Origin of the sequence: Microbacterium sp. ZW T5_45, from assembly GCF_044987415.1 — a bacterium.
Classification (GTDB): Bacteria; Actinomycetota; Actinomycetes; order Actinomycetales; family Microbacteriaceae; genus Microbacterium.
In genome coordinates this window covers 28,359-46,147 of sequence record NZ_JBJDRJ010000032.1, presented here as the reverse complement: position 1 = coordinate 46,147, position 17,789 = coordinate 28,359, and the positions used below count along the sequence as shown (strand labels likewise).

The 17,789-nt window shown below is 69.8% G+C and carries 17 protein-coding genes; 12 read left to right on the top strand and 5 right to left on the bottom strand.

What is annotated here, in order from left to right; genetic code table 11:
* The first annotated feature begins 133 nt into the window (after positions 1–133).
* From ACI3KS_RS15085 to rocD, 6 genes are all read left to right on the top strand, one after another.
* Positions 134–3,784 carry a proline dehydrogenase family protein gene (locus ACI3KS_RS15085; protein ID WP_404919362.1) on the top strand — a complete coding sequence of 1,217 codons (3,651 nt, stop codon included), beginning with the start codon at positions 134–136 and terminating at the stop codon, positions 3,782–3,784.
* Positions 3,785–4,026: 242 nt separating this feature from the next.
* Positions 4,027–4,461 (top strand): hypothetical protein, encoded by a 435-nt coding sequence (locus ACI3KS_RS15080; protein WP_404919361.1) that lies wholly within the window; start codon positions 4,027–4,029, stop codon positions 4,459–4,461.
* A complete protein-coding gene (locus ACI3KS_RS15075; protein ID WP_404919360.1) occupies positions 4,461–4,676 on the top strand; it encodes a helix-turn-helix transcriptional regulator in 216 nt (71 codons plus the stop codon). Before ACI3KS_RS15080 ends, ACI3KS_RS15075 begins: the two co-directional genes overlap by 1 nt.
* 1 nt (position 4,677) lies before the next feature.
* Positions 4,678–5,673 carry an NAD(P)-dependent alcohol dehydrogenase gene (locus ACI3KS_RS15070; RefSeq protein ID WP_404919359.1) on the top strand — a complete coding sequence of 332 codons (996 nt, stop codon included), beginning with the start codon at positions 4,678–4,680 and terminating at the stop codon, positions 5,671–5,673.
* Between the two features lie 270 nt (positions 5,674–5,943).
* Positions 5,944–6,804 carry a dimethylargininase gene (gene ddaH / locus ACI3KS_RS15065; protein WP_404919358.1) on the top strand — a complete coding sequence of 287 codons (861 nt, stop codon included), beginning with the start codon at positions 5,944–5,946 and terminating at the stop codon, positions 6,802–6,804.
* Positions 6,801–7,976, top strand: coding sequence for an ornithine--oxo-acid transaminase (gene rocD / locus ACI3KS_RS15060; protein WP_404919357.1), 1,176 nt, complete (start codon positions 6,801–6,803; stop codon positions 7,974–7,976). Before ddaH ends, rocD begins: the two co-directional genes overlap by 4 nt.
* Before the next feature lie 18 nt (positions 7,977–7,994).
* On the opposite strand, the gene ACI3KS_RS15055 is transcribed toward rocD, so the two are convergent.
* The gene (locus ACI3KS_RS15055) at positions 7,995–8,309 is read right to left on the bottom strand and encodes a hypothetical protein (protein WP_404919356.1); all 315 of its coding nucleotides are present in this window, start codon (positions 8,307–8,309) and stop codon (positions 7,995–7,997) included.
* A 170-nt stretch (positions 8,310–8,479) separates the two neighbouring features.
* Here ACI3KS_RS15055 and ACI3KS_RS15050 point away from each other — a divergent pair, with 170 nt between their 5' ends.
* A complete protein-coding gene (locus ACI3KS_RS15050; RefSeq protein ID WP_404919355.1) occupies positions 8,480–9,478 on the top strand; it encodes a hypothetical protein in 999 nt (332 codons plus the stop codon).
* A 3-nt stretch (positions 9,479–9,481) separates the two neighbouring features.
* Here ACI3KS_RS15050 and ACI3KS_RS15045 read toward each other — a convergent pair whose 3' ends face one another.
* Both ACI3KS_RS15045 and ACI3KS_RS15040 read right to left on the bottom strand, forming a co-directional pair.
* Positions 9,482–10,807: an MFS transporter gene (locus ACI3KS_RS15045; RefSeq protein WP_404919364.1), complete on the bottom strand. Its 1,326-nt coding sequence runs from the start codon at positions 10,805–10,807 to the stop codon at positions 9,482–9,484.
* Between the two features lie 5 nt (positions 10,808–10,812).
* A complete protein-coding gene (locus tag ACI3KS_RS15040; RefSeq protein WP_404919354.1) occupies positions 10,813–11,253 on the bottom strand; it encodes a MarR family winged helix-turn-helix transcriptional regulator in 441 nt (146 codons plus the stop codon).
* A 65-nt stretch (positions 11,254–11,318) separates the two neighbouring features.
* Between ACI3KS_RS15040 and ACI3KS_RS15035 the strand changes: the two genes are divergently transcribed.
* The 5 genes from ACI3KS_RS15035 to ACI3KS_RS15015 all read left to right on the top strand — a co-directional run bounded on the left by ACI3KS_RS15035 (position 11,319) and on the right by ACI3KS_RS15015 (position 15,816).
* Positions 11,319–12,053, top strand: coding sequence for a copper homeostasis protein CutC (locus ACI3KS_RS15035; protein ID WP_404919353.1), 735 nt, complete (start codon positions 11,319–11,321; stop codon positions 12,051–12,053).
* 40 nt (positions 12,054–12,093) lie between these two features.
* Positions 12,094–12,948 (top strand): alpha/beta fold hydrolase, encoded by an 855-nt coding sequence (locus ACI3KS_RS15030; protein WP_404919352.1) that lies wholly within the window; start codon positions 12,094–12,096, stop codon positions 12,946–12,948.
* 108 nt (positions 12,949–13,056) lie between these two features.
* The gene (locus tag ACI3KS_RS15025; protein WP_404919351.1) at positions 13,057–13,794 is read left to right on the top strand and encodes a DUF1684 domain-containing protein; all 738 of its coding nucleotides are present in this window, start codon (positions 13,057–13,059) and stop codon (positions 13,792–13,794) included.
* Positions 13,795–13,819: 25 nt separating this feature from the next.
* Positions 13,820–14,869: a biotin/lipoate A/B protein ligase family protein gene (locus ACI3KS_RS15020; protein ID WP_404919350.1), complete on the top strand. Its 1,050-nt coding sequence runs from the start codon at positions 13,820–13,822 to the stop codon at positions 14,867–14,869.
* Positions 14,848–15,816 carry a DNA-methyltransferase gene (locus ACI3KS_RS15015; RefSeq protein WP_404919349.1) on the top strand — a complete coding sequence of 323 codons (969 nt, stop codon included), beginning with the start codon at positions 14,848–14,850 and terminating at the stop codon, positions 15,814–15,816. Before ACI3KS_RS15020 ends, ACI3KS_RS15015 begins: the two co-directional genes overlap by 22 nt.
* 208 nt (positions 15,817–16,024) lie before the next feature.
* Here the strand turns inward: ACI3KS_RS15015 and ACI3KS_RS15010 are convergent, their stop codons facing one another.
* Together ACI3KS_RS15010 and ACI3KS_RS15005 are read right to left on the bottom strand one after the other, a co-directional pair.
* Positions 16,025–16,384, bottom strand: coding sequence for a cupin domain-containing protein (locus ACI3KS_RS15010; protein WP_404919348.1), 360 nt, complete (start codon positions 16,382–16,384; stop codon positions 16,025–16,027).
* A complete protein-coding gene (locus tag ACI3KS_RS15005; protein ID WP_404919347.1) occupies positions 16,381–17,784 on the bottom strand; it encodes an NAD(P)/FAD-dependent oxidoreductase in 1,404 nt (467 codons plus the stop codon). Before ACI3KS_RS15005 ends, ACI3KS_RS15010 begins: the two co-directional genes overlap by 4 nt.
* Positions 17,785–17,789: the final 5 nt, after the last annotated feature.

Genomic DNA, 17,789 nt, shown 5'->3' with positions numbered 1-17,789 from the left:
TACGCCCCGTGGGGCCGGGCATGAGATCGGAGATCGACGCCCACTGGGCATCCGACAACAACACGAAACGACTCACCCGACAACACTCTCAGACCACGCCCACCATTTAGGAGACACGCCCTAGGCTGAAGCCATGTCAGACCAGGTGGCGCCCGGAAACGACCCCCTCGCCGAGCCTGCGGTCGAACTCGCCCGACGATGGGTGATCGAGGCTGCCGCCGCCGAGGTGGACCCGGCCGCCGAGCGGCTCGCCGGAGTGCTCAGCGACGCCAACGGCCTGCCCTTCACCCTCGGCTTCATCGACGGCGTGATGCGTCCGGAGAGCCTCGGCGCGGCGGCCGCGCAGCTGCACCGGATCGCCCCGATCGTCCCCGACTTCCTGCCCTGGTATCTGCGCGGAGCCGTCAAGGTCGGCGGCGGCGTCGCCCCCGTCCTGCCCGCTCCTGTCGTGCCGATCGCCCGACGGATGCTGCGCGAGATGGTCGGCCACCTCGTCGTGGACGCACGCCCGGCCAAGCTCGGCCCGGCGCTCGCCACGCTGCGCGATTCCGGGGCGAAGCTCAATCTCAACCTCCTCGGTGAAGCCGTGCTGGGGGAGGCCGAGGCGAAGCGCCGGCTCGACGGCATCCACGCCCTGATTCGTCGGGACGACGTCGACTACGTGTCGGTCAAGGTCTCGGCGATCATCAGCCGGATCTCGATGTGGGCGTTCGACGAGGTCGTCGATCGGGTCGTGGAGAGGCTGCTGCCGCTCTACCTCGACGCGGCTGGCCCTTCGGCAGGCTCAGGGACCGGGGGAGCAGGGTCAGGGACACAGACGTTCATCAACCTCGACATGGAGGAGTACCGCGACCTCGATCTGACGATCGCGGTCTTCACGCGCCTTCTCGAGGATCCGCGGCTGCGGCATCTCGAGGCCGGCATCGTGCTGCAGGCCTATCTGCCCGATGCCCTGCCCTCGTTGCAGGAGCTCACCGCCTGGGCGCAGGATCGCGTCGCGCACGGCGGCGCCCGCATCAAGGTGCGCCTCGTCAAGGGGGCGAACCTCGCGATGGAACACGTCGACGCCACCATGCACGGCTGGACGCCGGCGACCTACGACACGAAGGTCGAGACCGACGCGAACCACCTGCGACTGCTCGACTGGGCTCTGACCCCCGAGCACACCGCCGCCGTGCGCATCGGCATCGCAGGGCACAACCTCTTCGGCATCGCGCACGCCTGGCTGCTCGCCGGGGAGCGCGGGGTGCGCGACGACATCGAGTTCGAGATGCTGCTCGGCATGGCTCAGGGGCAGGTGCAGGCCGTCTCGCGCGAGGTCGGCCCGGTGCTGCTGTACGTGCCGGTCGTCGCACCGGCGGAGTTCGACGTCGCGATCAGCTACCTCGTGCGACGCCTCGAGGAGAACGCCTCCTCCGACAACTTCCTCTCCGCCGCATTCCACCTCGACGACGACGAGGCGCTCTTCGCACGGGAACGCGACCGTTTCCTCGCCGCCCTCGAACGATCGAGAGACGCGACTCTGCGCACCGGCCCCCGACGCACCCAGGACCGGAACGCCCCGGTGCACGAGTCCGTGCGCACCGTGCCGCGCGGGCCGGCGCTCGACGAGGACCTGACCCGTGCCGTGCTCGGCATCTCCCGCGGCTCCGAGAGCGAGCCGCTGCTCGAGACCGCGGTGTACTCCGCCCGCGAACTGCCGACGGATGCCGGCGGAGCACCGGGTTTCGCGAACACCCCCGACAGCGACCCCGCCCTGGCCGCGAACCGCGAGTGGGCGCGGGCGATCCTCACCGGCCTCGCCGGGGCCGCGGATGAACCCGACGACAGAGATGCGCCGCCGCAGGTCTCCGACGAGGCCGAGCTCGATGCCGTCCTGGAGCGTGTGCGGGCGGCCGGATCCGCGTGGGGCGCGCGGCCGGCTTCCGAGCGAGCCGACACCCTGCTCCGCGCGGCCGTCGCCTTCGAGGCCCGACGTGGCGAACTCATCGCGGTCGCCGCATCGGAGACCGGCAAGGTGCTCGCCGAGGGCGACGTCGAGGTGAGCGAAGCCGTCGATTTCGCCCGCTACTACGCCGCCACCGCGCGGGAGTTGGATGCCCTCGCGGGCGCGACTTTCGTGCCTGCACAGGTCACCGTGGTGACGCCGCCGTGGAACTTCCCGATCGCGATCCCCGCCGGCGGCGTCCTCGCCGCGCTCGCCGCGGGATCCGGTGTGGTCTTCAAGCCGGCACCGCAGGCGCGGCGGTGCGCGGCCGTGATCGCCGAGGCGCTGTGGCAGGCCGGCATCCCGCGTGACGCGCTGGCGCTGGTCGACGTCGACGAGGACGCACTCGGACGTCAGCTCATCACGCACGAGGCCGTGGACCGGGTGATCCTCACCGGATCCTGGGAGACCGCTGCGCTGTTCCGCTCGTGGCGCGCCGACCTCCCTCTGCTCGCCGAGACGAGCGGCAAGAACGCCATGATCGTCATGCCGTCGGCCGACCTCGATCAAGCGGTCGCCGATCTCGTGCGCAGCGCCTTCGGTCACGCGGGTCAGAAGTGCTCGGCGGCCTCGCTGGCGATCCTCGTCGGTCCCGTCGGCCGCTCGCAGCGCTTCGCCCGGCAACTGACCGACGCCGCCCGCTCCCTGCACGTGGGGTGGCCGTCCGATCCGCTCGCGGAGGTCGGCCCGGTGATCGAGAAGCCGCAGGGCAAGCTCGCCTGGGCGCTCACCGAGCTCGAGGGCGACGAGCGCTGGCTGCTGCAGCCCCGCCTGGTCGAGGGCGACGAGTCGGGACGTCTGTGGACCCCCGGCATCCGCGTCGGCGTGCAACCGGGCTCGCGCTTCCACCGGGAGGAGTTCTTCGGGCCGGTGCTCGGGGTGATGCACGCGCCGACGCTGGAGCGGGCACTCGAACTGCAGAACGCGGTCGCCTACGGTCTCACTGCCGGCCTGTACACGCAGGACCCCGACGACCTCGCGCGCTGGCTCGACGGTGTGCAGGCGGGCAACCTCTACGTGAACCGCGGCACCACCGGGGCGATCGTGCAGCGCCAGCCTTTCGGCGGGTGGAAGCGCTCGGCCGTCGGTCCCGGCGCGAAGGCCGGAGGCCCCAACTACCTCGTGCGGCTCGGGTCATGGGCGGCTCAGGGGCGGGGCCGCAACTCCTCGACGCTGCATCTGCGCGGACTCGACAGCCGCATCTCGGATCTCATCGAGTCGGCCCAGTCGTCGCTGGACTTCGATCGATTCGAGTGGCTCCGTCAGTCCGCGCTGTCGGATGCCGTCGCCTGGGATCGCGAGTTCGGCAGGGTCCGCGACGTCTCGCACCTCGGTGTCGAGCGCAACCTGTTCCGCTACCGTCCCGTGCCGGTGATGCTGCGGGCGACCGCCGGGGCCCCGCTGCAGGAGGTGCTGCGGGTCGTGCTCGCCGGCATCCGCTCAGGGGCGTCGTTCCTCGTCTCGCTGGCCGAGGGGCTGCCCGCGGGTGTGCGGCACGTGCTCGGCGAGTTCGAGGTCCCGGTCGCCGTCGAGAGCGACTCCGAGTGGATCGAGCGGATGCGAGCACGCGGCGAGGATGCGGGTCGCGTGCGCCTGATCGGTGATCGCACCTCGGTCGCGGCGCTGCATCGCGACCTCGCGGTCGCGCGGGACGGGGATCCCGGCCTGGCCGTCTACGGCGACGAGGTGACGACGGCCGGGCGGCTCGAACTGCTGCCGTTCGTGCACGAACAGGCGATCGCGATCACGGCCCACCGCTACGGCAACCTCGACGACTGGAGCGCCGCGGTCATCTGATCTCCGGCTACGGCATTCGACGCCCCGTTCTCGCCGACGCCCCCGCTGGCCTACGACGCCCCGTCTGATTGACGTGAATCAGAGGGGGCGTCGTCGCTCAGAGGGGGCGTCGGCGGAGGCATGCGGGGCGCCGACGGATGCCGAGTCTGCGGAGGAGCCTCGATATGTAAAGAATTCTTGACACCTTCAGTCTGCGAGGAGTAGCGTTTCGTGTCAAGAATCTTTTACACGGGAGGTGGGTCGTGGTCTCCGAGGAGCGCAACGTCTGGGCGGGGCTCGTCGTCAGCGTCATCAGCTTCACGGCGTACGTCGTACTGGTGCTGCAGCACGCGGAGGGCGGTCCGCTGACCGAGGTCGACTGGTTCCCGCTCATGCTCTGGACCGTCGGTCTGAGCATCGTCGCGACGATCATCCTCAGCGTGGGCTGGGGTCTGGTCGCCAGAACGCGCGATCCCGAGGGCGCGGGGCGCTCCGACATCCGCGACCGCGACATCGGCCGCATGGGCGGCCGGGTCGAGCAGGCCTTCGTCGTCATCGCGGGGCTCGGCGTCATCGTGCTCTGCGCGATCGGCGCCGACGTCTTCTGGATCGCGAACACGATGTACGCAGGGTTCGCGGCGGCGGCGTTCGTCGGCGGCATCGCCCGGGCGATCGCCTACCGGCGGGGGTTGGTGTGATGGTCAAGCCCACCCTCGTCTCCAACAGCATCCGCTCTCATCGGGAGGACGCGGGCCTCACCCAGGCCGAACTCGCTCGCACGATCGGTGTGACGAGGCAGACGCTCATCGCGATCGAGCAGCAGAAGTATTCGCCCACGCTCGAACTCGCATTCCAGATCGCCCGCGCGTTCGGCGTCGGGCTCGACGAGCTGTTCCAGTACCCGGAGGTGTGACATGCCCGAGACCATGCAGGCCTGGGCGAACGAGGAGTACGGGCCCGCGCGCGACGTCTCGCTGCGGACGGTGCCGGTGCCGACGCCCCGTTCGGGAGAGGTCCTGCTCCGCATGCGGGCGACCTCGTTGAACGCGGGCGACGTGCGATTGATGCTCGGCGACCCCCTTCTCGTGCGCCCGGTGTTCGGGTGGCGGCGGCCGAAGCATCCGATCCGGGGGATGGATGCCACAGGCATCGTCGTCGCGACCGGTCCGGACGTCATCGGTGCCGAGGTCGGTGATGAGGTGATCGGTGAGCTCTCCGGCGGTGGTGGGCTGGCCGAGTACGTGTGCGTCCCCGCCGATCGCGTGCAGCCCCTGCCGCCGGGGGTGTCGATCGCGGATGCGGTCACTCTTCCGCTGGCCGGAGGCACGGCCTGGCAGGCGCTCGATGCGGCCGGCGTCGGGATCAGCGGCGGCACGCCCCGGGTGCTCGTGATCGGTGCGTCAGGCGGAGTCGGCACGTTCGCGGTGCAGCTGGCTGCGCTTCGCGGCGCCGAGGTCTGGGCGAGCTGCGGCGAGCGCAATCGCGCCCTCGTCGAGGGCCTCGGCGCCGCGCGCACGCTGGATCATCGCCGCGAGCCGCTGTCGACGCTGCCGGCCGGGCAGGTCGACGCCGTGATCGACGTCGCGGGTGGGATCCCGCTGCGCGAGCTGCGACGCCTGACGCGTCCAGACGGCACGATCGTGCTGGTCACGGGCGACGGGGGACATGTCTGGGGCCCGGTGCCGCGGATGCTGCGGGCCGCGCTGTTCTCGCTCACCCGTGGAGCCCGCATCCGTCCCCTTGCGGCCACGCCGCGCCACGAGGTGCTCACCGCGCTGCTGGAACTGCTCGCGGAGGGCCGGCTCGCTCCGGTGATCGCGCAGGAGTACGCGTTCGCTGACGCCGGGACCGCGCTCGCCCGTATCGAAGACGGCCACGTGGCGGGCAAGCTCGTGGTGCACGTGGGGTGATGCGCCCTCGCCGGGTCGATCGGTCGAAGATCCGCGGTGAAAATGAACTTCTGCGGCCGGATCGCACCCGGACTGGCCGCAGAAGTTCACTCCGGCCGCGGAAGCTGCGCGTGCTTCCGGACCGCGGCCGGCGGCCTGGCGACCTCCGGTCCGCGGATGACACAATGGATGCTGGCGTGCTCGCAGCGCATCTTCCCCGCCTCCACGGGTGGGTCGAACTTCCGCCGGGCCCCTGGACAGCGTCCGCCGCACCTGTTGTCAAGGAGCCCCATGTCGACGACTGAAGCCGCCGCCACGACCACCCGTACCGCTCACCGCCGCCGCTACCTCATGTGCCGGCCCGAGCACTTCACGGTTAACTACTCGATCAACCCGTGGATGGAGCCGGCCAAGCCCACCGACACCGCCAAGGCGGTCGCCCAGTGGCAGAAGCTCTACGACCTGTATCTCGAACTCGGCCACGAGGTCGAGCTCATCGAGCCGCTCGCCGGGTACCCCGACATGGTCTACACCGCCAACGGCGGGTTCCTCATCGACGGTCGCGCCTACGTGCCGAAGTTCCGCTTCGAGGAGCGGGCGGGTGAGGCGCCGGCCTTCGCCGACTGGTTCCGGGCGCACGGGTACGACACCGTCATCCCCGAAGAGGTCAACGAGGGAGAGGGCGACTTCCTGCTCGTCGGAGATGTGATCCTCGCCGGTACCGGGTTCCGCTCGACCGGCGACAGCCACCGCGAGGTGGGGGAGGTGTTCGGGCGCGAGGTCGTCTCGCTGAACCTGGTGGACCCGCGCTTCTACCACCTCGACACCGCGATCGCCGTGCTCGATCCCGTGGTCGCCGAGGGGCAGAGCGCGAACATCGCATACCTGTCCGGGGCGTTCGACGACGCCAGCCGCGCCGTGCTCGAGGAGCGCTTCCCCGACGCGATCCTCGTGTCCGACGAGGACGGTTCGGTGTTCGGGCTGAACTCCGCCAGCGACGGCTACAACGTCATCATCTCGCCGCGCGCCAAGGGCTTCGAGGTCCAGCTGCGCGAGCGCGGTTACAACCCGATCCTCATCGACCTGTCGGAGCTGCTGCTCGGCGGCGGCGGGATCAAGTGCTGCACCCTGGAACTCCGAGGAGCGAAATGACCGAGGCGCACGTCGCACACAACTACCACCCGCTCCCGGTCACGATCGCGCGGGCCGAGGGCTCGTGGGTGACCGATGTCGAGGGCAAGCGCTACCTCGATCTGCTGGCCGCCTACTCGGCCGTGAACTTCGGCCACCGGCATCCGGCGATCGTCGCGGCGCTGACCGAGCAGCTCGGCAGGGTCGCGCTGACGAGCCGCGCGTTCATGAGCGATCAGCTCGAACCGTTCGCCGCCGCGCTCGCCGAGCTGTGCGGCAAGGACATGGTGCTGCCGATGAACACCGGCGCCGAGGCGGTGGAGACCGGCATCAAGGTCGCGCGCGCCTGGGGATACCGGGTCAAGGGCATCGCGGCGGGGAAGGCGCGGGTCATCGTGGCCGCCGGCAACTTCCACGGCCGCACGACGACGATCATCAGCTTCAGCGACGACGAGTCGGCGCGGGCGGACTTCGGCCCGTACACTCCCGGTTTCGACGTGGTGCCGTACGGAGACGCGGATGCCGTCGCCGCGGCGATCACCGCCGACACAGCCGCGGTGCTCATCGAACCGATCCAGGGTGAGGGCGGCGTGATCATCCCGCCTGAGGGATATCTGCGCCGGATCCGCGAGATCTGCGACGAGAACGACGTGCTGTTCATCGCCGACGAGATCCAGTCGGGACTCGGACGAGTGGGCGAGACGTTCGCGTGCGACCGTGAAGGCGTGGTGCCGGACCTGTATCTGCTGGGCAAGGCGCTGGGCGGCGGCATCCTGCCGGTGTCGGCCGTCGTCGGTGATGAAGAGGTGCTGGGGGTCATCCGACCCGGCGAGCACGGCTCGACGTTCGGCGGGAACCCGCTCGCGGCGGCCGTCGGCCACCGCGTGGTCGAGATGCTGAGCACGGGTGAGCTGCAGGAGCGCGCCCGCGCACTGGGCGCTCACCTCGAGCAGGCCCTGCAGCCGCTGATCGGCGCGGGTGTGACCGAGGTGCGCATCGCCGGACTCTGGGCCGGCGTCGACATCGACCCGGCCAAGGGCACCGGGCGGGAGATCGCCGAGCGGCTGCTCGAGCGCGGGGTGCTCGTGAAGGACACGCACGGTCAGACCATCCGCATCGCGCCCCCGCTCGTGGTGCGCGCGACCGAGCTCGACTGGGCCGTGGAGCAGCTGCGGGTGGTCCTCGCCGCCTGAGCCGTCATCGCCCGGCGGTCAGGCCGGGTCTTCGGGGTTCAGCGTCTTGAGCATGTCGTTCTCGACCTCGTTGTCGGCGTCCAGCTGCTCGTGGGTCGTGCGGTCGCCGCCGAGCGGAGCATCATGGTGCGGTCCGGCATCGCCCTGGATCGCGCCGCCCGTGGACTCGCCGCGGCTGCTGTCTCCCTGGATGGCGCCGCCCGTCGACCCGCCGATGGTCTCATCGGCCTGCTCGAGTTCGTCCGGCTGGTCCGCGGTGTCGGGGGTTCCGACGCCGGGGGCGCCCTCGGCGGGCTCTTCGGGGTGCGGGGTACGTCCTGTGTCGTGGCTCATGTCCGCGACGGTACGCCACGGCATCCGGTCGGGTGAGGGGGTTGACAGCGGCGGCCGGCATCGTCGGTGGCGGGTAGGGTGCGAGTGGGGGGACCATGACGGAGCAGAGAACCGTGCGACAGCGCAAGAGATCTCGCATCCACGATTTCGCGTGGGGAGTCTGGCCGTGGATGAACTGGCTGCTCCCCATCGTCGGGATCTTCGCCGTCGGCAACGGCGGGTGGTTCCTGCTGATGCTCCTGGTGATGTCTCCGATCCTCGTGCCGATCCTGGGGCTGCTCGGCTCACTACCCCGATTCCTGCTCCGGAGGGCGGGCTGGTCCACCGCGCCCGCGCCCGTGACCGCGCTGCTCTTCGTGCAGTGGTGGGCGTGGATCATCGCGATGATCACCCCGTTGGGCGCGACCGACAGCATCCCGATTCCGGCGATCATGCAGGAGTTGTCACCGCGCCCGATCGCAGGGCAGTTCCTCACCTCCGTGCTGGCTGCTGCCGCAGGCACTGCCGTCGTGTGCTGGGTCGTCGTCCTGATCCTCGTGATCGTCCTTCGTCGCCGATCCGACCGAGCGTCGACGGGCCGCGGATGGGCGCTCGTGGCCTGGACCACGGCGATCCTGCTGCCGCTGCTCTTCTTCGCGCTGATCTGGCTCGGCGGTGAGGTCACCGCGCAGCAACGCGACGCGGCGGGAGCGACGCCCGCGGAGGTGCAGACGGAGCCGCTGAGCGTCCAGGCCGCGCGTGCTCTGGAACGATACAAGTCGGTGCAGTCCCAGCTGTCGCAGGTCCGGGGGATGCTGGCGGATGACGGCTGGCGACTGTTCTCGAGGGGTTTCGAATCCCGAGGGTCCTGGGCGAGTGGGATCGATGAGTACGGGTTCGACCTGCGGTTCGACCGCGAGCTCGTCACCGGTGAGACGGTGGACCTGGATGCCGCGAGGGCCGAGCTCCTCGCCCTCGGATGGACCGAGGATGAACGTGGCCAGCTCGTCGACTCGTACGGCAACACGCTGCTGTTCTGGGCGGACGAGCAGAGCGTCTCGGTCTGGCTGACCTCGCCCAGCTGGTGGGGTGACGCCTACGATCTGTCCGATGAGCTCGACCGCGATGCTGCGGACTCGGAGGACGTCTTCGCTCGTACGTATGCGTATGACGAGTGGCCCGCTCCGTGAGGCTCAGTCCCTCCTGGTCGTGCGGATCGGCGTCGTGGCTGCGGCCTCGTCGCTGAACTCAGAGGCGTCGACCTCGTCGATCACGTCGATCGGTCGGGTCTCGTCGAGCGTCACGGCGAAGCGCCTACTCTCGTCGCGGCGCAGCCGCCCCGAGACGAGCACCCAGGTCACGCCGATCGCGCACGCCACCAACCCCGCCGTGCCGCCGAGCATGATCGCCACACGGGGGCCGAACTGGTCGGCCACCCAGCCGGCGATCGGAGCACCGATCGGGGTCGCGCCCATGATCACGGCCATGTACAGGGCGAGCACGCGGCCGCGCAGCGAGGGGTCGGTGGTGGTCTGCACGTACCCGTTCGCGGTGGTCAACAGCGTGACGATCGCGAATCCGGTGAACACCAGGGTCACCGCATAGGCGATGTACGTGGGCATGGAGGCCGAGACGAACGCCACAACGCCGAAGCCGCCGGCCGCGAGGATCACGACGCGCACCCGCGCGCGATCCCGGCGCGCGGCGAGCAGAGCGCCGGTGAGCGACCCGATCGCCAGCACCGAGCTGAGGATGCCGTAGCCATCGGCGCCGGCGCCGAACGCGAGCGCCATGGTCGAGGCGAAGATCGGGAAGTTCATGCCGAACGCGCCGAGCAGGAAGACCGTGACGAAGACCACCCGCAGGTCGCTGCGGCCCCACACGTAGCGGAATCCGGCGGCGAGGCCGCCGCGGCTGCGGTTCTTCATGCGCGGAGCGAGCTGGCTGCGGCGAATCATGAGCAGGGCGACCAGCATCGCGAGGAAGGTCGCGGCGTTGATGATGAAGACCCAGCCCGAGCCGACCGCCACGATGAGCAGGCCGCCGACGGCGGGGCCGATCATGCGTGCCATGTTGAAGGATGCCGAGTTCAACGCGACCGCGTTCGAGGTGTCGCCGGTGGACACCATGTCCGACACGAAGGCCTGGCGTGCGGGTGCGTCGAACGCGTTCACGACCCCGAACGCGGCGGCGAAGCACAGCATCATCGGCAGGGTCATCACGTCGGTGAGCAGCAGCGCTCCCACCGCGATCGCGAGCAGGAGGAGCAGGCTCTGGGTCGTGAGCAGGATGCGACGGCGGTCGAAGCGATCGGCCGCCCAGCCGGTGAGGCTCACCAGCACCAGGGGCGGTCCGAACTGCAGCGCCATGGTCGCGCCCATGGCGGCGGCGTCGTTGTTCGTGAGCTCGGTGAGCACCACCCAGTCCTGGGCCGTCGCCTGCATCCAGCCGCCGATGTTCGACACGAGGGCGCCGGCGAACCAGATGCGGTAGTTGATGTTCGCGAACGACCGGAACATGGCGCTCATCGCTCGGCCACCTTGCGCATCAGCGCGCTCGCCGCGCGAAGTGTGGCGAGGTCGTCCTCCGAGAACTCCAGTTCGGTCATCGCGCCGATGAGCAGCTCGTCGCGGCGCTCGATCGTGCGCTCCACGATGCCGGCGCCGGCATCGGTGATGTCGACCTGCACGCGTCGACGGTCTTCATCGTCGGGGGTACGCGTCACCAGGCCCTGTTCTTCGAGCCCGTTGATCAGGCTCGTCATCGAGGGTGCGGCCACACGCTCGCGCTCGGCGAGGGCGGAGATCGTGCGGCGCCCGTGCAGGCGCAGCGTCATGAGGACGGCGAGCTGCGCATCGCTCATGGCATCGACGGCCCGCGTGCGGCGGAGCCGTCGGGCGAGCCGGAACGTGGCCAGGCGCAGTTCTGCCGCGGTGAGGTGGAGGGCATCATCGTCAGCAGTCATTGATTAGATAGCCTATCTAATCTTTTGCGGGTGAGGGTCGGTCGCGAAGACGGCAGAATGGAAGGATGCCTCACAAAATAGCGCTGGAGATCGCCGTGCAGGATGCGAGCGGAGTGCGGATCGCCGGAGACGTCGGCGCCGATCGCGTCGAGCTCGCCCAGGCGCTCGCACTCGGCGGGCTCACGCCCTCGCCCTCGATGATCGAGCTCGCCCTCGAACGGGCCGCGGTCACCGGTGTCGAGGTCCACGTCCTGATCCGGCCGCGGGCCGGCGGCTTCCGCTACGACGCCGACGAGCTCGCGGTCGCGGTGCGCGACGTGCGGTGGGCGACGCGGGCGGGAGCCCACGGCGTGGTGATCGGTGCGCTCGACGAGACCGGGGCGCTCGACCGCGCGGCGATGGTGGCGCTGACGGATGCCGCAGGCTCGGCATCCGTCACCCTGCACCGGGCGATCGATCTCACGCCCGACCCGGTCGCGACCCTGCGTGCGGCGCGCGAGCTCGGGCTCCGGCGGATCCTCACCTCCGGGGGTGCATCCGCTGCGATCGATGGTGCCGAGACTCTTCGCGCCCTCGTCGCGGAAGCCGCGGGCGCGATCGAGGTGATGGCGGGCGGCGGTGTGAGCGCGGCATCCGCTCCGGCGCTCGCGGCGCTGGGCGTCGACGCCCTGCATTTCTCGGCCAAGCGCACGGTCATCGAGCCCGGCGGCATCCGTCTCGGGTCGGCGGACAGCAGCAGCGGCGGCTACGAGACCACCGATCCCGATACCGCCCGCGCCATCGTCGCCGCGCTCGCCTGATCCGATCGCAGGCCCGCTCGCCCCTCTGTATCGTGGGGGCGTGACCGAAACGCGTGAGTTCACGGATGCCCACGGCATCGCCATCGTCTACGACGTCCACCCCGCGGTCGGCACCGCTCGGGGCGTGGTGCAGCTGCTGCACGGCGTCGGCGAGCACGCCGGCCGCTACGGTGCCGTCATCACGGGCCTCACCGACGCCGGCTTCACGGTGTACGCCGATGACCACCGCGGACACGGGCGCACCGGCATCCGTCAGCACGGCGGGCCGGCGAAGCTGGGGCGACTCGGCAAGGGCGGACTCCGCGCCGCGAAGGACGCGGTCTGGCAGCTCACCGGGATCATCCGCGAGGAGAACCCCGACCTTCCGCTCGTGCTGCTCGGGCACTCGTGGGGCTCGTTCCTCGCGCAGATGCTCGTCAACGAGCATCCGGAGGCCTGGGATGCCGTGATCCTCTCGGGCTCCGCATTGCGCACCCCGCTGTCGCTCAATGCCGCTCCGCTGAACGCGCGGTGGGCCGGTCCCGACGCCACCGGTCTGGAGTGGCTCTCGCGTGATCCCGAGGTCTGGACGGCATTCGCCGACGATCCGCTCACCACCGATGTGCCGCTGCTGAAGCTGTTCGGCCCGATCGAGGCCGCGAAGCTCTACGGTCGTCCGCGCAAGAACCTCGGACGGGACATCCCGATGCTCCTGCTCGTGGGACGCGACGATTCGGTCGGCGGGCCGCGCAGTGTGCACAAGCTCGCCGACGAGTACCGTACCCGGTCCGGGCTCACCGACGTCACGACGCTCGTGTATCCCGATGCGCGGCATGAGATCTTCCAGGAGCTGCAGCAGGCGGAGGTCCGCGCCGACCTCCTCGCCTGGCTCGACGCGCGCATCCCTCGCCGCTGAAACATTTCGTCAGGTGTCCCGGCGTTACGCCGGGTGAGCCCGGATGACGGCGACCGTGCCCGCTCTCCCCGCCGCGTCATAGATTCGCGGCGAGAGGGAGGTTCTCCGATGGGTTTCGAGGACGACTGGAGGGTCTGGCACGCGGCGCGGGAGAGCTACGCGGGCGCAGAATACGGCCCGTCCGCGCTGGAGTCGACGAATTGGCTGATCACGATGCCGGCTGCGGTCGACGGGCTGCCAGGACTCTGGGCGCTCACCGGAGATGGAGGGATCCATGGAACCGAACTCGGGGTTGCCGGTTCCCAGGTCACGCTGCGCGGCAGCGAGACGCTGCGGCTCGGACGCCGCGAGCTGCGGGTGTTCGATCGCCGGGGGACGGTCGGGCTACGGGTGTTCAACCCGCAGCGTCCGCAGCGTGTGGGATTCACCGCGATCGACGCGTACCCGCCACGGGAGGGGTGGCGGGTACCGGCGGTATTCGAGCCCGCCCAGGGCGAATCGCTCACCGTCACTTCTGTCGACGGCAGCACGCATGAGTCGGCGATCGCCGGCCGGTTGCGCTTCACGCTCGACGGGGTGCCGCTCGCCCTCACAGTCACTCGTGGATCGAACGGCGGTCTCGGTGCGGTCTTCGGCGACAGCACGAACGGGATCGAGACGTACCGGTTCCGGTTCCTGCCGATCGACGAGCCGGAGGCGGACGGCTCGGCCTGGATCGACTTCAACAGGGCCTACCTTCCGCCCTGCGCGTTCTCGGATCAGTTCGTCTGCCCGCTGCCGCCCCTGGAGAACCGCTTCACGGCCTCGATCAGGGCGGGGGAGCGTGCCGTCATCCTGGGCCGCTGAGCCGGCAGCGCCTTAAGCTGGAACGGTGCACGGTGAATACAAGGTTCCTGGCGGAAAGCTGGTCGTCGTCGATCTCGAGGTCGAAGACGGCCGACTGAGTCGATTCCGCCTCGCCGGCGACTTCTTCCTCGAGCCGGACACCGCTCTCGACGACATCAACGCGGCTGTCGACGGTCTGCCCGTGGAGTCGGATGCCTCGGCCATCGCCGCCGCCGTGCGGGGCGCTCTGCCCGAGGGCGCTCAACTGCTCGGCTTCACGCCGGAGGCGGTCGGCACCGCCGTGCGTCGTGCCCTCGTCACCGCTCCCGGTTGGCGCGACTTCGACTGGGAGATCGTCCACGAGAAGGCCGTCTCGCCGCGTATGAACCTCGCCCTCGACGAGGTGCTCACCTCGCGGGTGGGCGAAGGGCGTCGTCGGCCGACCCTGCGCATCTGGGAGTGGGACGAGTCCGCGGTCGTGATCGGGTCGTTCCAGTCGTACCGCAACGAGGTCGACCCCGAGGGCGCGGCACGGCATGGCTTCGACGTCGTGCGCCGCATCTCCGGCGGCGGGGCCATGCTCATGGCCGCGGGGCAGATCATCACCTACTCGCTGTACGTGCCGGCATCCCTCGTCGCCGGGATGACCTTCGCGGATTCCTACGCGTTCCTCGACGACTGGGTGCTGCAGGCGCTGCGGTCGCTGGGGATCGACGCCGTCTACCAGCCGCTCAACGACATCGCCTCCTCGACAGGCAAGATCGGTGGCGCCGCGCAGAAGCGCCTCGCCAACGGCGGAGTGCTGCACCACGCCACGCTCTCGTACGACATCGACGGACAGACCATGACCGAGGTGCTGCGCATCGGACGCGAGAAGCTCAGCGACAAGGGCACGGCCTCGGCGGCCAAGCGCGTCGACCCGCTGCGGAGTCAGACCGGTCTCGCGCGGGCCGAGATCATCGATCGTTTCATCGAGACCTTCCGCGGGCTCACCGGGGCCGAGGACGGAGCGATCTCCGCCGACGAGTACGCCGACGCCGAGGCGCTCGTGGAGTCGAAGTTCTCCACCGACGCGTGGCTGCACCGGGTTCCGTGAGCTCGGAGCCGCCAGGGCCGGGCACCGTCACCGTCATCGAGGGCGACAACCTCGCGGTCGCGGCGACTCTGCCGTCGGGCGCGTTCACGCTCGTGTACCTCGATCCGCCGTTCAATACGGGACGTGCGCGTGAGCACCAGATCGTGACCGCGCGGCGTACCGTCGAAACTCCGGAGGAACCGGCCGATGCAGGCGTGGAAACCGGGTCCCTCGCGGAATCGGCAGGAATCCTCCGGAGTTCTGAAGGTGGGACGGGCGAGCACGAGGTGCGCCACGGGTTCCACGGGCATCGGTACGAACGGGTGCGCGGCATGCTGCGCACCTACGACGACCGCTTCGACGACTACGGCGCCTTCCTCATGCCGCGGCTCGAAGAGGCCTGGCGGCTGCTCGCCGACGACGGCACGTTGTACCTGCACCTCGACTACCGCGAGGCGCACTACGCCAAGGTCATGCTCGACGCCGTGTTCGGCCGCGACTCGTTCCTCAACGAGCTGATCTGGGCCTACGACTACGGGGCCAAATCGCGCCGCCGGTGGCCCACCAAGCACGACACGATCCTCGTGTACGTAAAGAACCCGCGGACCTACCTCTTCAACTCCGAGGACGTCGACCGCGAGCCGTACATGGCTCCGGGACTCGTCACGGCCGAGAAGGCGGCGCGCGGCAAGCTGCCCACCGACGTATGGTGGCACACGATCGTGCCGACCACGGGCCGCGAGAAGACGGGATATCCGACCCAGAAGCCGGCCGGCATCCTCCGCCGTATCGTGCAGGCGTCGAGCCGCCCGGGCGACCGGGTGCTCGACCTGTTCGCCGGATCGGGGACGACCGGCGCGGTCGCCTCGGCGCTGGGCCGCGATGCGGTACTCGTCGACGACAACCCCGAGGCCGTGCGGGTCATGGCCGAGCGGATGCCGCACGCCGAGGTGCGACGGCACCCTTGACCCGAGCCGGGTCGTCCTTCGTCTCGTCGCTCCGCTCCTCGCTCAGGAACCGGTTGTGTGGTGCCCGGTCCCCGAGTGAGCGGTGAGTCCGCCCGGTCCCTGAGCGAGCGGTGAGTCCGTCCCGGTCCCTGAGCGAGCGGAGAGTCCGTCCCGGTCCCTGAGCGAGCGGAGCGAGACGAAGGGCGCGCAGCCCAGGTCACCGCGCGGACTACGTGATGTAGACCTTGCGGAGCGTCTCGGTCACCGTCCACTCCGTCTGCATGCCCTCGGTGAGGCGCACGACCGAGCCTGGACCGACCTCGAGCGCAGGCAGCTCCGGCGAGATGAATCGGATCGTCGCGGCACCGGAAAGGACGACGAACACCTCATCGGCCTCGGTGTCGGTGGCGGTGCCCGGGGTCATCTCCCAGATGCCGATCTCGACATGACCATCGGTGCCCCCGAGCGTCGCCAACGGCAGCAGTGCCGTCGTCGGCGAGCCCTCGACCACGACCTCCGGAAGCAGTTCGGCGTGCGAGAGATCGACGGCTGCGGCATCCGCGCCTTCGCCGGGCGCCAGCTCGCTCACGAGTCGAATCCCATACCCACGGCGTCGAGCGCCTTGAGGAACAGGTTGCGCTTGCCCTCGTTGTGATCCGCCTGGTTCATGGCGGCGCGGACCAGGTTCACGCCGATCGAGGCGGCCGGTTCGGGTGGGAACGGGATCGGCTTCTCGCGCACCATCTTCAGTTCCGTGCGCTCGGTGTCGACACCTGCGAGCTTGTCGAGCATGACGTCGGCCGCGAAACGCGCGGCCCCGACGCCAAGGCCGGTGAAGCCGGTGGCGTAGGTGACCCGGCCCTTGCGGGCCGTGCCGAAGAACGCGCAGAAGCGGCTCGACGAGTCGATCGCCCCCGCCCAGCGGTGCGTGAATCTCAGTCCCTCGAGCTGCGGGAAGGTCGTGAAGAAGTGCGAGGCGAGCTTGCGGTGGCTCTCCCTGCGATCCTCGTACGCCGGGCGCACCTTGCCGCCGAAGTGGTAGATCGCGTCGTAGCCGCCGAACAGGATCCTGTTGTCGGCCGTGAGTCGGTAGTAGTGGAACTGGTTGGCGCTGTCGGCGAGGCCCTGACGGTTCGACCACCCGATCGAGTCGAGCTGCTCGTCGCTCAGCGGCTCGGTCATCAGCACGTAGTCGTACACGGGTACGGTCATGAGCCGGTTGCGCTTGAGCAGCGAGGGGAACACGTTGGTGGCGAGGGCGACGGCATCGGCCCGCACCCGTCCCTCCGGGGTGACGAGGACGATCGGACCGGATCCGTCGCCGCGGACCTCCCGCACGATCGTCCGCTCATAGATCTCGACGCCAAGTTCGACCGCGACCCGGGCCAGTTCCAGGCCGAGCTTCGCGGGATGTACGAGCGCGGTGCCGTTGCGGTCCCAGGCACCGGCGAGGAATGTGTCGGAATGCACTTCGGCCTGCACGGCCTCGCGGCCGAGGAAACCCTCCTCGCCGCGCAGCCACTCCACCTGGTGCGGCTCCACCGCGACCGCGAGTTCACCTGTGCGTTCGAAGTCGACCTGCATGTCATACCGCTCGACGGTCTGCTCGATACCGTCGAGGTTCTCGAGCCCGAGCTCCTCGAGCCGCTCGAACTCGTCGGGCCAGCGGTTCATGCCGTTCTCGTAGCCGTGCGTGAGACTGTGCTCGCAGAAGCCGCCGTTACGGCCCGAGGCCGCCCATGCCACACGCGATGCCTCGAGCAGCACGATCCTTCGCCCTGGATCGCGCTCCTTCGCCCGCACCGCCGTCCACAGGCCTGCGTACCCGCCACCCACGATCGCGAGGTCGGCGGTGACTTCTCCCTGGAGCGACGGATGCTGAGGGCGAGCGACGTCGTCGAGCCAGAACACGCTCAACGCGGTGTCACGCAACGATTCGTCGATCACCGACTGCGCCGGACGCCGCCGTTCGAAGACCGTGGTTCCCATGATGT

Excerpts from the sequence above, each read along its gene's own strand:
- ACI3KS_RS15055 (WP_404919356.1), bottom strand. The coding sequence starts at position 8,309 with ATGAGCCACGACACAGGACGTACCCCGCACCCCGAAGAGCCCGCCGAG.
- ACI3KS_RS15075 (WP_404919360.1), top strand. The coding sequence starts at position 4,461 with ATGGTCAAGCCCACCCTCGTCTCCAACAGCATCCGCTCTCATCGGGAG.
- rocD (WP_404919357.1), top strand. The coding sequence starts at position 6,801 with ATGACCGAGGCGCACGTCGCACACAACTACCACCCGCTCCCGGTCACG.
- ACI3KS_RS15085 (WP_404919362.1), top strand. The coding sequence starts at position 134 with ATGTCAGACCAGGTGGCGCCCGGAAACGACCCCCTCGCCGAGCCTGCG.
- ACI3KS_RS15050 (WP_404919355.1), top strand. The coding sequence starts at position 8,480 with ATGAACTGGCTGCTCCCCATCGTCGGGATCTTCGCCGTCGGCAACGGC.
- ACI3KS_RS15035 (WP_404919353.1), top strand. The coding sequence starts at position 11,319 with ATGCCTCACAAAATAGCGCTGGAGATCGCCGTGCAGGATGCGAGCGGA.
- ACI3KS_RS15005 (WP_404919347.1), bottom strand. The coding sequence starts at position 17,784 with ATGGGAACCACGGTCTTCGAACGGCGGCGTCCGGCGCAGTCGGTGATC.
- ACI3KS_RS15025 (WP_404919351.1), top strand. The coding sequence starts at position 13,057 with ATGGGTTTCGAGGACGACTGGAGGGTCTGGCACGCGGCGCGGGAGAGC.
- ACI3KS_RS15070 (WP_404919359.1), top strand. The coding sequence starts at position 4,678 with ATGCCCGAGACCATGCAGGCCTGGGCGAACGAGGAGTACGGGCCCGCG.
- ACI3KS_RS15040 (WP_404919354.1), bottom strand. The coding sequence starts at position 11,253 with ATGACTGCTGACGATGATGCCCTCCACCTCACCGCGGCAGAACTGCGC.
- ddaH (WP_404919358.1), top strand. The coding sequence starts at position 5,944 with ATGTCGACGACTGAAGCCGCCGCCACGACCACCCGTACCGCTCACCGC.
- ACI3KS_RS15045 (WP_404919364.1), bottom strand. The coding sequence starts at position 10,807 with ATGTTCCGGTCGTTCGCGAACATCAACTACCGCATCTGGTTCGCCGGC.